The 13,300-nt window shown below is 72.8% G+C and carries 10 protein-coding genes; 2 read left to right on the forward strand and 8 right to left on the reverse strand.

The window, feature by feature from the left end; all coding sequences use genetic code 11:
• Positions 1–311, forward strand: a 311-nt coding sequence (locus P2P98_RS16745; protein ID WP_275801393.1) for a transcriptional repressor, incomplete at its 5' end; no start/stop codon positions are given.
• Positions 308–2,560: a catalase/peroxidase HPI gene (gene katG, locus P2P98_RS16750; protein WP_275801394.1), complete on the forward strand. Its 2,253-nt coding sequence runs from the start codon at positions 308–310 to the stop codon at positions 2,558–2,560. The genes P2P98_RS16745 and katG, both read left to right, overlap by 4 nt.
• Positions 2,561–2,696: 136 nt before the next feature.
• Here katG and P2P98_RS16755 read toward each other — a convergent pair whose 3' ends face one another.
• The 8 genes from P2P98_RS16755 to P2P98_RS16790 all read right to left on the reverse strand — a co-directional run bounded on the left by P2P98_RS16755 (position 2,697) and on the right by P2P98_RS16790 (position 13,146).
• Entirely contained in the window at positions 2,697–3,656 is a 960-nt protein-coding gene (locus P2P98_RS16755) for an NAD-dependent epimerase/dehydratase family protein (RefSeq protein WP_275801395.1), read from the reverse strand.
• Positions 3,653–6,334, reverse strand: a complete 2,682-nt coding sequence (locus tag P2P98_RS16760) for an alpha/beta fold hydrolase (protein ID WP_275801396.1) — start codon at positions 6,332–6,334, stop codon at positions 3,653–3,655. Before P2P98_RS16760 ends, P2P98_RS16755 begins: the two co-directional genes overlap by 4 nt.
• A complete protein-coding gene (locus P2P98_RS16765; RefSeq protein ID WP_275801397.1) occupies positions 6,331–7,353 on the reverse strand; it encodes a 3-oxoacyl-ACP synthase III in 1,023 nt (340 codons plus the stop codon). Before P2P98_RS16765 ends, P2P98_RS16760 begins: the two co-directional genes overlap by 4 nt.
• Before the next feature lie 148 nt (positions 7,354–7,501).
• Entirely contained in the window at positions 7,502–8,803 is a 1,302-nt protein-coding gene (locus P2P98_RS16770; RefSeq protein WP_275801398.1) for a DUF58 domain-containing protein, read from the reverse strand.
• On the reverse strand, positions 8,803–9,732 hold the full coding sequence (locus tag P2P98_RS16775) for a MoxR family ATPase (RefSeq protein ID WP_275801410.1): 930 nt from the start codon (positions 9,730–9,732) through the stop codon (positions 8,803–8,805). The genes P2P98_RS16770 and P2P98_RS16775 overlap by 1 nt, the downstream gene beginning before the upstream one ends.
• A gap of 110 nt (positions 9,733–9,842) precedes the next feature.
• Positions 9,843–11,021: a DUF4350 domain-containing protein gene (locus tag P2P98_RS16780; protein WP_275801399.1), complete on the reverse strand. Its 1,179-nt coding sequence runs from the start codon at positions 11,019–11,021 to the stop codon at positions 9,843–9,845.
• Positions 11,018–11,689, reverse strand: a complete 672-nt coding sequence (locus P2P98_RS16785) for a DUF4129 domain-containing protein (RefSeq protein ID WP_275801400.1) — start codon at positions 11,687–11,689, stop codon at positions 11,018–11,020. The genes P2P98_RS16780 and P2P98_RS16785 overlap by 4 nt, the downstream gene beginning before the upstream one ends.
• Positions 11,686–13,146, reverse strand: coding sequence for a glycerophosphoryl diester phosphodiesterase membrane domain-containing protein (locus tag P2P98_RS16790; RefSeq protein WP_275801401.1), 1,461 nt, complete (start codon positions 13,144–13,146; stop codon positions 11,686–11,688). Before P2P98_RS16790 ends, P2P98_RS16785 begins: the two co-directional genes overlap by 4 nt.
• Positions 13,147–13,300: the final 154 nt, after the last annotated feature.

Consider the following 13,300-nt stretch of genomic DNA (forward strand, 5'->3'; position numbering starts at 1 on the left):
TCCCCGGCACGAGCAAGCAATCGGTGTACAACGCGCTCGGCGACTTCGCCGACGCGGGACTCGCTCGTCGCATCGAACCCGCCGGTCACGCCGGCACGTTCGAACTGCGCGTGGGAGACAACCACCACCACGTGGTGTGCACCGGGTGCGGACGCATCGACGACGTGGACTGCGTCGTCGGGGAAGCGCCGTGCCTGCATGTGCCGGAGGGGAGCGGGTTCACCATCCAGACCGCCGAAGTGACGTTCTGGGGGGTCTGCCCCGACTGTCGAGCGACGACCGAAGCCGAAAAACCGAGAGGATCCCGATGAGCGACGCTCTGAACGGGTGCCCCGTCTTCCACGATGGAGCCGCCCCCGACGACAACCGACTGCCGGTGGGTGAAGCCCCCGCCGACAGCGAGCCCGCCGGCGCCCTGCCCCACCCGACCCAGGGATCGGCCAACCGTGTGTGGTGGCCCGAGTCCCTCAATGTGAAGATCCTCGCGAAGAACAACGCGCTGCGTGACCCGCTCGATGAGGGCTTCGATTACAAGGCGGCGTTCGAGGCGCTCGACCTCGCCGCCGTCAAGCAGGACCTCAAGGAGGTCATGACGACCTCGCAGGACTGGTGGCCCGCCGACTTCGGTCACTACGGCCCGCTCATGATCCGCATGGCGTGGCACAGCGCCGGCACCTACCGCGTGACCGACGGTCGCGGCGGCTCGGGCGCGGGAATGCAGCGCTTCGCCCCGCTGAACAGCTGGCCCGACAACGTCAACCTCGACAAGGCCCGCCGCCTGCTGTGGCCGGTCAAGAAGAAGTACGGTCAGGCGATCTCGTGGGCCGACCTCATGATCCTCGCCGGCAACGTCGCGCTCGAGGACATGGGCTTCCCGACCTTCGGCTTCGCCGGTGGCCGACAGGACGTGTGGGAGCCCGACGACGACGTGTACTGGGGTCCCGAGACCACCTGGCTCGGCGACGAGCGCTACACGGGCAACCGCGAGCTCGAGAAGCCGCTCGCGGCCGTCCAGATGGGGCTCATCTACGTCAACCCGGAAGGGCCGAACGGCAACCCCGACCCGCAGCTGTCGGCGAACGACATCCGCGAGACGTTCGGCCGCATGGCCATGAACGACGAGGAGACCGTCGCCCTCATCGCCGGTGGTCACACCTTCGGCAAGACGCACGGCGCGGCGAGCGACTCGCACGTCGGTCCCAACCCCGAAGCCGCCGACATCAACGACCAGGGCCTCGGCTGGAAGAACGATCACGGCACCGGCAAGGGCGACGACACGATCACCAGCGGCCTCGAGGTCACCTGGACCTATCACCCCACGCGCTGGGACAACGAGTTCTTCCACATCCTCTTCGCGTACGAGTGGGAGCTCTTCCAGAGCCCCGCGGGCGCGCACCAGTGGCGTCCGAAGAACGGCGGGGGAGCCGACATGGTCCCCCTCGCCCACTCCGAGGGTCGTCGCGAGCCCCGCATGCTCACGAGCGACCTCGCTCTGCGGGTCGACCCGGCGTACGAGAAGATCTCGCGCCGCTTCGCCGAGGACCCCGCCGCGTTCCAGGATGCCTTCGCCCGCGCATGGTTCAAGCTGACCCACCGCGACATGGGCCCGCGTGAACGCTACCTCGGGTCTGAGGTCCCCTCCGAGGTGCTCGTCTGGCAGGACCCCGTGCCCGCCGTCGACCACCCGCTGATCGACTCGGCGGATGCCGCGGCGCTCAAGCAGCAGATCCTCGACAGCGGCCTCACGGTGCAGCAGCTCGTCACGACGACCTGGGCCGCGGCATCCACCTTCCGGGGCAGCGACAAGCGCGGCGGTGTCAACGGCGCGCGCATCCGCCTCGAGCCCCAGAAGAGCTGGACGGTCAACAACCCCGAGCAGCTGGCATCCGTTCTCGAGACCCTCGAGAAGATCAAGGCCGAGTTCGACGGGCAGGGCGAGAAGAAGGTCTCGATCGCCGATCTGCTCGTTCTCGCCGGCAACGCCGGTGTCGAGCAGGCGGCGCGCGCCGGCGGCGTCGAGGTCGAGGTGCCCTTCACCCCGGGCCGCACCGACGCGTCGCAGGAGCAGACCGAGATCGAGTCGTTCCGCTGGCTCGAGCCGGTGGCCGACGGCTTCCGCAACTACGCCTCGCGCGAGGCGCGGCTCCCCGCGGAGTTCCTGCTGCTCGACAAGGCCAACCTGCTCACGCTCACCGCGCCCGAGATGACCGTGCTGGTCGGCGGTCTCCGCGCGATCGGCGCCAACTGGGACGGCAGCGACTGGGGTGTGTTCACCGACACCCCCGGTGCGCTGACGAACGACGTGTTCGTGAACCTCCTCGACCTCGGCACGACGTGGAAGCCGCTCGACAGCGGCAAGCACGCGTTCGAGGGCACGAAGGACGGCTCCGGCGAGAAGGTCGGGATCGGCACCCGCGTCGACCTGGTGTTCTCGTCGAACTCCGAGCTGCGCGCGCTCGCCGAGGTCTACGCCTCGGACGACGCGAAGGAGAAGTTCGTCCGTGACTTCGTCGCCGCCTGGCGCAAGGTGACCGAGCTCGACCGGTTCGACCTGGTCTGAGCGCCCGACCGGTCGCGTTTCGGCGCGATGGTCGATGCCGGCATCCGTGTCCCACTTTGTGCAGAGCCAGGCCCTCCGGTTCGCACAAAGTGGGACACGCCAGCGGAGGGGGGCCTCAGGCGAGAGGCGCGTGAGGTCAGGCTCGCGCGAGGCGGCGCAGGCCCTCGTCCAGCGACACCGCCGGGGCCCAGCGCAGGTCGCGGCGGATTTCGGTCTGGTCGAACCAGTGCGCGGTCGACAGCTGCTCGGCGAGGAAGCGCGTCATCGGCGGTTCGTCCTCGCCCGGGCGGACGGCCCAGACGCGCTCTACCAGGGCACCGGCGGCCTTGGCGAGTCCCGCGGGCACGCTGAAGCGCGGCGGCTCGACGCCCGAGGCACGACAGATCCCCGCGAGGAGGTCGCCGACGGGGCGCGGTTCGCCGTTCGTCAGGACGTACGCGCGGCCGCTGACGTCGTCGACGCGGTCGAGGGCGGCGACGATTCCGGATGCCGCGTTGTCGACGTACGTGGAGTCGATGAGCGCTGTGCCGCCGTTCAGCAGGGGCAGCCGGCCCCGGCGTGCGCGGTCGACCACGCGCGCGATGAGCTGCGTGTCGCCCGGACCCCACACCAGGTGCGGACGGATTGCGACCAGCGAGAGACCGTCACCGGCACGCGACAGGGCGAGCACCTCGGCCTCGGCCTTCGTGCGGGCGTACTCGCCGCGCGCGGCGCGGGGATCGGCGGGCTCCGCGCCCACTCCCGCGAGGGCGTGGCCCGCGTGCGCGACCGACGGCGACGACACGTGCACGATCCGCGAGACCCCCGCCGCGGCGGCGGCGTCCAGCAGAATGCGCGTGCCCTCCACATTGACGGCGTGGAACTGAGCGGGGTCTCCCGCCAGCGACACCTTGGCAGCGAGGTGCACCACGCCGTCGATCCCGTCGAGAGCGGATGCCACGGCATCCGGATCCGTCACCGAGCCCAGCCGGTCGTCGGCGCCGGTGACACCGGAGGGGCGGCGCTGGAGCGTGCGCACCTCGTGTCCCGCGTCGTGGAGTGCGCGGACGACGGCCCGGCCGAGGAAGCCGGATGCCCCGGTGGCGAGGACCCTCACGGCGCGGTCGGCTTCTCGCCCGCGAGCAGGCGTTCGGCCCACGCGGCGAGGCGGGACCGGTCGATCTTCGAGTTGTGTCGGATGTCGGTCGGCAGCGTCGGCGCGACGAGGACCGCGGCGAGCGGCTGCGCGGTCGCGGCGCGAACGGCATCCGTCAGCTCGGGAGAGGCGAGGCCGGGGCGTCGGGCACCGGCTTCGACGACGGCGACGACGACCTGTCGGCCGACGGGCCCGACACCCACCGCCGCGGCACGGGTGACGGCCTCGACGGTCTCGGCATCCTGTTCGATGCCGACAGGGGTCACCGGACCCTCGGCGGTGGTGATGACGTGGGGGAGGCGCCCCTCGACCCAGAGTCGCCCGTCGGCGTCGAGGTGGCCGACGTCGCCGGTGCGGTGCCAACGGTCGGCGAGACCGCGACGCGCCTCGCGGTCGGTGAGGTAGAGGCGGAAGTATCCGCGCTTGAGGTGGGGCGCCGAGATGACGATCTCGCCCGTGATCCCGGCATCCGTCGTCGGTTCACCCGTCGCGCGTCCCTCGGCGTCGATCGCCGAGATGCGCACCTGGCCCGTGCCCAGCGGCCGTCCGACGCAGACGCCGCGGCCGCCCGCCGCGCTCTCGATCTCGGGCAGCGTGACGTCGGCGACGAGCAGGCACTCGGTCATGCCGTACGGGGTGTGCGCGACGGCGTTCGGCATGAGCTCGTGCGCGCGGCGCAGGAGGTCGATGCCCACGGGGGCTCCCGTCGAGAGGAAGGTCTCGACGCGCGCGAGGGCCGCTCGGTCGTCGGCGTCGAGGGCGCTCGCGGTGGCGACGACGTTCGCGACGGCGGCGGGGGAGAGGAACACGATCCTCGCGTCGGAGGCGCGCACGGCCGCCGCGACCGCCGCCGCGGTGAGCGTGCGGGGGGCCGAGACGTCCATGTCGGGCGTTGCCGATCGCGTGCCGAGCGCGGGTCCGAGCAGCGCGAAGGGCGCGAAGCCGGTCACAAGCCCCGTCTCGGCCGTGACGCCGAAGTGCGCGGCGAGAGTGTCGCGCAGGGCGGTCAGCTGCGCGTGCGTGTACACGACGCCCTTCGCGGGCCCCGTCGAACCCGAGGTGAACAGCACCGCGGCGTCGGCGTCGGGCGCGGGCGGCTCCGGCAGCGTCCGGCCGCGACCGGCGCGGGCGAGGTCCGACAGGCTCGCCTCGACACCGAGCGCGCGCGATGTCGCGGCGGGGAGGGCCGCGGCCGAGATCCGCCGCCCCGGCCAGCCGAGGGCGCGCGCGGCGGCGAGCCCGGCGATCTCGCCGATCACGACGTCGGGAACGGCACCTCTGACGGCGCGCGACAGCCCCCGGATGCCGAGACCCCGGTCGGCCACGACGACGACCGCGCCGATGCGCAAGCACGCATACAGAGCTGCGGTCAGCGTGGGGCCGGGCTGAACGAGCAGCGAGACCCGGTCTCCCGGGCGCACACCGAAGGCGTCGAGGCCCGCGGCGATCTCGTCGACGCGCGCGGACAGCTGCCGCCAGCTGACGCGCAGCGGCGCGCCGTCGCGGGCGGTGGTCATGTCGATCACCGCGGTGTCGTCGTCGTCGCGGCGCGCGTCGAGGGCGTCCCAGAGGTGGCCGGCGGCGGTCGGTGCGGTGGCGGCTGCGGAGCGCGGGGACGCGGTGGCGGCTGAGCCCGGCGGCGCGGTGGGGGCTGCGGAGCCCGGGGCCGCGGCATCCGTCGCCACGCCCTTCTCGTCGAGCCAGTCGAGCACGACGTCGGCGTACGGCCGCTCCTCGGCGATGAGGTGGCCCGCGCCCTCGAAGCGGTGCACGTCGGCGTGCGGAAGTCGCTCGGTGAGGTCGTCGAGGTGACCCTCGCCGAAGACGGGGTCCTTCGGTCCACGCAGAAGCAGTGCGGGCACGTCGAGCTCGCGGAGCCCCGCCGACATCCGGCGAAGCGCGGGAGTGCTCTCGTCGGCCGCGGTCGCGGGGATGTCGGCGACGAACCCGCCGATCCCGCGGCGTCGGGCGACGGTCGCGTACGGCGCGCGGAAAGCGGCGCGAATCGCGGGGTCGAGATCGGCGAGGGCGAGCGTGGTGTCGAGGAAGGCCGTGGTGCCGGTGGTGCCCGCGGCGAGCATGCCGCGGGCGGTGGCCACGCGCAGCGCGAAGGGCAGCGGCGCACCGTCGGGGTGGTGCACGGCGGTGTTCAGGGCGACGACCGCGGCGAGACGGTCGCGGTTCTCGACGGCCCAGCCGAGCGAGATCGGACCGCCCCAGTCGTGCCCGATGGTCACGATCGGACCCCGGATGCCGAGCTCGCCGACGAGCGCGTCGAGGTCGGCGATGCGCTGCGCCAGGGTGCGCCGGCGGTCCGAGCGCTCCGAGAAGCCCATCTCGAGCTGGTCCACGGCCACGACCCGCCACGCCGTGGCACCGGCCTCGGCGCGGGCGAGCGAGGAGTTCACGAGCGTGCGCCACAGGTACGACCACGTCGGATTGCCGTGCACGGCGATGATCGTGCCGACAGGTTCGAGACCGCGCGCGGCGAGGGCTGCGCCGGTGTCGAGCACGTGCCACGTGCGCGTCGTGCCCGCATCGGCGGCGGCACCGGGCACGTCGATCAGACGCGAGAGCGCCGGGTCGAGACCGGGGAGGCCCGCGGGGGGAAGCGTCGCGTCCGGGGCGGTGACCCTCACCAGGCCAGCTCCAGCATGCCGGTGTTCAGCCCGGAGCCCACTCCCATCAGAAGGACGCGATCACCCCGACGCAGCGTCTTCTGCTCGTCGGCGAGGGTGATCGGGATGGATGCCGGGCCCACATTGCCCAGGTGCGGATAGGTCACGGGCACCCGGTCACGGTCGAGCTTCGCCGCGCGGACGATCGCCGAGGTGTGCACCGACGAGACCTGGTGGGTGATGTAGCGATCCATGCCCGTCCACGAGAACTCGCCCTTCGCCTCCTTCCACGCCGACACGACGAGATCGAGGCCGCCCTTGAGCAGAGCCTTCGCGTCGGTGAACATTCCGTCGACGCTTCCGACGCAGAGGTCGTAGAACTGGGTCGCCGCGCGCGTCACGCCGCCGACGATCCGGTGTCCCTCGGGGTGGTCGCTCGCGCGGCCGAGCACCGCGGCGGCCGCGCCGGAGCCCAGCGTCAGCGACGCGAACTCCTGCATGAACGCGTCGCGGTCGAGGTTCTCGCGCACGAGCCGGTTGATCGTGTTGACCTGGATCTCGTCGGCATCCTCGCCGTTGACGATCAGTGCGTACTTCACCTGTCCGGACTGGATCATGCCGGCGGCGAGGCTCATGCCGTTGATGAAGCCGAGGCAGGCGTTGGCGACGTCGAAGTTGATCGCCGAGCTCGGAAGGCCCAGGCCGTGGTGCAGGCGCACGGCCACGGAGGGTTCGAGGTGCTTGCGCGTCACCGAGGTGTTGATGATGAGCCCGATCTCGCTCGGGTCGACTCCCGCCTCGGCCAGCGCCTGCTTGCCCGCGGCGATCGTCGCCTCGTCGCTCGACTCGCCGTCGGCCCAGTTGCGCCGCTCGTTGACGCCGGCGACCCGGCGGAGGAGGCCGGGCTTGAGCTTTAGACGATGAAGAGCGGGAGCGAGGCGGTCCTCGATGTCGTCCGACGTGGTCACACGGCTGGGCAGGACGCTCGCCACCGACACAAGAGCCACATCGTCGAACCGGGTCGTGGCGTTTCCTGGCAAGAGTTCTCCCGCATCCTGTGCGTAGACGGCGCAACCGAGCGCGGAGGGGACGCGCTGTCGGCTCGAAGGGTACCCCCCAGGATAAGCCGCGACGTATGTCCCGGGCTGCATGGGGCCTGGGTGTGCTACATCCGACCGGGTGCGCGCTTCAGAGTCGCCCGGCGGCCTTGAGCGCGAGGTAGCGGTCGGCTACGAGCGGGGGCAGGTTCTCCGCGGAGGCGGAGACGGCGTCACCGCCGGCGCGGACCACCGCGGCGGTGACGCGGTCCGCGTCGTGGCGCGCACGCTCGATGGCGGCCGCCGCATAGACGGAGGCGGCATCCGTCCGCTCGGGGTCGTCGCCCGGCCCGTCCGTCGCCGTCGCGACGAGCAGTCGCGAGCGCGCGGCCACCGCCGGCAGCGCCGCGAGGAAGCCGCGGGCGGCTTCGGGGTCATCGTGCGCCGTGAGCAGGACGACGAGCGCGGGCCGGACCGCGAGCTGGCGGACCTGCGCGAAAGCGGCATCCCAGTCGGTGTCGATGAGCTGCGGCTCGACGGGGGCCATCGCGTCGACGAGCGCGGGGAGGAGCTGCGAACCGTCGACTCTCGTGACACGGGCCCGCGGAACGCGGTCGAACATCATCAGGTGGACGTGGTCGCCCGCCCTGGTCGCGAGGGCCGACAGCAGCAGCGTGGCCTCCATCGCCGCGTCCAGGCGCGCGCCGTCGCCGACGCGCGCCGCGGCCGTGCGGCCCGTATCGATGACGATGACGACGTGCCGGTCGCGTTCCGGACGCCACGTGCGCAGCATGGTCGTACCCGCGCGCGCCGTCGCCCGCCAGTCGATCGAGCGCACGTCATCGCCGCGGACGTACTCGCGCAGGCTGTCGAACTCGGTGCCCTGACCGCGCACCTGAAGGCTCGTGTTCCCGTCGAGCTCGCGCAGGCGCGCCAGCCGGGACGGGAGGTGCCGCCGCGAGGTGAAGGGAGGGAGGACGCGGATCCGGCCGGGAGCGTCGACGACCGCCTGCCGACCGGCCAGACCCAGGGGACCCGCCGAGCGCACCACGACGAAATCGGTGCGGATCTCGCCGCGGCGACGGGGGAGCAGAGGGAGGGGCGCGCTCCGGCGCTCGCCCGGCGGCACGACGAACCGCGCCCGTTCCACGGGCGCACCGGCCGTGGGTTGCCACGCGTCGCGCACGCGGGCGCGGAGCGCGCGGGTCCCGAGGTTGCGCACCCGCAGCTCACCGGCGACCGGTTCGTCGAGCAGCGTGCGGTCCGGGAGACGTCGTGTGATCTCGACAGCGCGCGGGTCGGCCGCGACGGCGACATCGACCAGCGCTCCGACCGCACAGAGCACGACCCACCCGCCCACGGCGAGCCACGCCGGGACGCCCGCCGTGCTCAGGAGTACGAGAGGGACGACGCCCAGGGCGACGAGGAGCGCGAGACGGCCGGTGACGAACATCAGATGGGAACGCGGGTCTGCTGCAGCACCGAGGTCAGGATCGCGTCGACCGAGACGCCCTCGATCTCGGCCTCGGGGCGCAGCCGGATGCGGTGACGCCACACCGGCACGAGCATCGTCTGCACGTGGTCGGGGGTGATCGCCGGGTATCCGCCGAGCCATGCCCAGGCCTTCGCCGCGGCGAGGAGGGCCGTGGTCGCGCGCGGACTGACGCCCAGGAGCACCGATGGGCTCTGCCGCGTCGCCCGCGCGAGGTCGACGATGTAGCCCAACAGGTCGTCGTCGACGGCGACGGTCGCCGCGGCGCGCTGGGCGGCGAGGATCTCGTCGGCGGTCACGACGGGGTCGAGGCCCGCAGCGTCGAGGCGGCGCGGGTCGAAGCCGCCGGCGTGGCGCCGGAGCACACCGACCTCGGCGTCGCGCCCCGGGAGATCGACGACGAGCTTCATCAGGAAGCGGTCCAGCTGGGCTTCGGGCAGCGTGTAGGTGCCCTCGTGCTCGATGGGGTTCTGGGTCGCGGCGACGAGGAAGGGGTCGGGGAGAGCGCGGCTCACCCCATCCGACGAGACCTGTCGTTCCTCCATCGCCTCGAGCAGAGCGGCCTGGGTCTTCGGCGGCGTGCGGTTGATCTCGTCGGCGAGGAGCACGTGGGTGAACACCGGTCCCGCGCGGAACTCGAACTCCCCGGCGCGGGCGTCGTAGACGAGGGAGCCCGTGACGTCGCCGGGCATGAGGTCGGGCGTGAACTGCACGCGCCGCGTGTCGAGGCCGAGCGCGCGGCTGAAGGACCGCACGAGAAGAGTCTTGGCGACGCCCGGGACGCCCTCGAGCAGGACGTGTCCGCGCGAGAGGAGCGCGATGAGCAGTCCGGTGATCGTGCCGTCCTGCCCGATTACCGCTTTTCCGACCTCGACCCGCACCCGGTTCATCGCCTCGCGCAGGGCTGCGTCGTCGAGCCCCGGGGTCGTCGGGGCGGGCTCCGAGCGTCTCGGCGCGTTCTCGGCGGCGGGCGGCAGGGGAGCGTCGAGAGGACTGTCGGTCATCGGGTGGTCCTTTCGGTGGCGAACGCGGCATGCACGCTCGTCTCGAGGTCGCGGAGGCGGTCGCTCGCGGCGACCAGGTCGCGGTCGGTCGTGGGGATGTCGGTGAGGAGGATGCCGCGGATCGCCGCTCGATCCGCGCCGAGGCGGTGGGCGACGGCGTCGGCGACCTGCTCCGCCGGGGTGTGGGCCGCGAGCCCGAGCCGGCGGACCAGCCGGGTGCGGGTCGCTCGACGCAGCTCGTCGAGGGCGTGGGCCGCGTCGCCGGAGGTGGCGTACAGGCGGGCGCGACCCTCGGTCGTCTCGGTCGCGCGCACCATGACCGGGAGGCGTTCGGTCACGAGCGGGCCGAACCGTCGACCGCGCCAGATCGCGGCGACGCTCGCTGCGAGCAGGAGCAGCACGATGCCGGGCGTGACCCAGGGCGGTGTGAGGTCGCCGATCGTCTGCGGCGCCGAGCCGGCGTCGGCATCGGTGAGGGAGGGGACGTACCAGACGACCGCGTCTGTCCGAGCCAGCACGCCGATGGCCAGCGCCGCGTTCCCGTCGAGGGGGAGGGTCGCGTTCGTCATCGTCGCCGACCCGTCGAGGGCGGTGACCGTGCGGCCGTCGCTCGCCTCGGTCGAGAGCAGGCCGTACTCGCCGTCGACGGGGTAGCAGCCGGTGACGCCCGCGCCGGGGATCATCAGCTCACCCGTCCGTGCGGTCCCGGCCGTGCGCGCGGCGGGCAGCTCGCATCCGGCCTCGGTGGCGCGGTCGTTCGCGAAGCCCCCGAGGGAGGAGCCGTTCAGCAACACGTCGAGGGTGCGCGAGCGCGGCTCGATGAGCACGACGTCGCGTGCGCGGTCGGCGAGCGCGGTCAGGGTGGCATCCGACAGCATCGGGGCATCGCGCAGGACGAGCGTGGCGTCGTGGTCGGCCAGGGCCCGCTCCGCCGCCGCGCGGTCGCGCGCGACGGTGACGGCCACGCCCTGTTGCTGGAGGATGCGGACGAGTGCGCGGGTGCCGTCCGGCGCCGGGGATTCGGGGTCGAGCGCGTCCTTCTGCGTCCAGCCCCCGTACACCAGGGTCGTTCCCACCAGTCCGATCAGGAGCAGGGCGAGGGCGATGCCGATCCACCCGAGCGCGGCCCGACGGCGGGGGCGCACCGTGAGCGGCGCTGCCGAGACGGTCGTCACGATGTCGCCGCCGCGGTGACGGGCGCGGGGCGCGTGCGGACGGCCTCGGCGTCGAGGTCGGCCACCACGCGGTAGCGCTGCTCGGTGCCCGGGCGGCGGAGGTAGCGGACGTCGTCGAAGATGGCGGCCGTCTCGTCGAGCCCGGGGACGAGGCCGGGGAGAGCCGCCGAAGCGGCGCGCGCGAACGCCCGCACGGTGGCGCCGGGCGGTGGGTCGACGAGACCTCTTTCGGTCAGGCCACGGGCGAAAGCGCGGAACCGTAGGACGATCGCCGCGTCCCAGTCTCCCCGAGCCGCCGCAGCGGCCGCATCCCCGCGGAGCTCGTCGGCCGAGCGGCCGTCATCGCCGTCGAAGAGCGCGCGTGCCGGAGGCTGCGCACGGACGATCGCTCTCGGTCGCCCCCAGATCAGGATGCCGATGACGATCCCGACGACGATGATGATCGCCAGCACGATCAGCGCCGGAGGCCCCCAGTCGCCGTTCGCCGAGTTCTGCAGCAGCCTGCCGAAAAAGTCGACGACGGCTCGTGCGAGACGGTCGATCGGCGTCGGCTCGGCGGCCTGATACGCGGGGTCGGCGAGCTCTTTCTCGGCCCACTCCCGCGCCTCGTCCGGGTCGGGGAGGAGCGAGGTCACCACCGCGACCGCCGCTGAGAGCGAGGGACTCATGCGTCGTCGGACCGGCTTCCGGGCGCGGCCCAGGTCGTCGTCGAGGGCGTGGAAGTGCTCGAGGTGCCCGTGGCATCCGTCGACGTGGGCTCGCGACCCGCCGCATCGGCCGCGCCGTCCGTCGGAGAGGAGGGCGGCGGGGGCACCACGGTGCCGGAGGGGGCTGAGGGGGGTGCGGCTCCGTGCGGCGGCGCGAACGGGACCGGCGGAGCGGCGGGCGCGGCAGCGTAGGGCGGAGCTGAGCCATACGGCGGCGCTGAGCCAGAGGGGACGCCCGCGGGAGCGCCGTACGGCGGTGCAGCCGGTGCCGCGCCGGAGGGGACACCCGTAGGAGCGCCGTACGGAGCCGCCGCGGGGGGACCCCACGCTCCCGGCGCCCCACCCGGCGGAGGAGCGCCCCACGGCTGGAGCGGCGCGATGCTGCGGCCGACGCCCACGCGGTACGGATCCGGAAGGTCGTCCGCGCCGGCATCGCGCGCCTCCACGTAGGCGGCGAGATCTTGATCGAGTCCCTCGGTGCGCATGCGCGCGTCGACGTAGACGAGCACCGCCGAGGTCGACTGCACGACGAGGGCGATGCACTGCACGAGTAGGACGCCGGCCTGCCCGAGCAGCTGCACGACGATGAAGCCGACGATCGCTCCCGGCTCGGGGTCTCCAGTGGGTGCGAGCAGCGTCGAGAGGAAGCTTGCACCGAAGCTCAGCGGGAACGAGATGATCTGCGCCACCACGCTGAACGCGACGGAGATGATGACCAGAACACCGAGCGTCGACCAGAATCGCCCGCGGGTGAGCCGCCACGACCGGGCGATCCCGGCCCGGATGCCCGTGCCCTCGAGGATGATCACCGAGGGGACGAGGAAGAGCTTGGTCGCGAGCCACAGGTAAAGGGGCACGCACCCGAGGGCGAGCAGAAGACCCAGGAGGATGCCCACCGGCAGCAAAGCGAACGACACCGCGACGACGATTCCGGCGAGGATGGCCAGGACGAGGATCACCGCGGTGAACGTCAGGGCGGCGTAGCCGATCAGGCGCCAGACGACCGGGCGAACCCGCCGCCAGACCACCTTCAACGTCGGCTTCTCGGCGACCACGCCGTGCGCCACCTCGGCGACGACGACGCCCTGCACCAGCACGCTCAGGCCGCTCGCCGCGACCCCGAGCACGAGCGCGACGACGGCCGTGAGCGCGAACGAGCCGGCCATCACGGCATTGAAGTCGTCGCTGCCCTCGACCAGGGTGTCCAGTCGCGAGAAGCTCGCGATGGCCGCACCGGCGATGGCCGCGCTCAGCACGATGTAGGCGACGGTCTGCACCCCGAGCGCGAAACCGAGCAGGACGCGGGGGTTGTGGCGCAGGGCAGTGAACGACCGGCCGAGGATCATGCCGAACCCGAACGGATGCAGCGGGACGATCCCCGGACGCGACGCGGGGGTCCAGGCGGGGTACGCGGTCACGATGACGCCTCCTCGGTGGTCGGCCGTGTCCTCATCGTGTCACAGACCTCCGACACCCCGTCATGGGGACACCCCTGCGCGCTCGGCCCCTTCCCGGGCATGTCGACTACGCTCTTATGGATCGCTCCCTCACCCGGGGGGCCCTGGCCCGTTC

Source organism: Microbacterium sp. Kw_RZR3, assembly GCF_029222405.1.
Taxonomy (GTDB): domain Bacteria; phylum Actinomycetota; class Actinomycetes; order Actinomycetales; family Microbacteriaceae; genus Microbacterium.

Coding starts and splice junctions, on each gene's coding strand:
- P2P98_RS16770 (WP_275801398.1), bottom strand. CDS start 8,803: ATGTTCGTCACCGGCCGTCTCGCGCTCCTCGTCGCCCTGGGCGTCGTC.
- katG (WP_275801394.1), top strand. CDS start 308: ATGAGCGACGCTCTGAACGGGTGCCCCGTCTTCCACGATGGAGCCGCC.
- P2P98_RS16775 (WP_275801410.1), bottom strand. CDS start 9,732: ATGAACCGGGTGCGGGTCGAGGTCGGAAAAGCGGTAATCGGGCAGGAC.
- P2P98_RS16785 (WP_275801400.1), bottom strand. CDS start 11,689: ATGAGTCCCTCGCTCTCAGCGGCGGTCGCGGTGGTGACCTCGCTCCTC.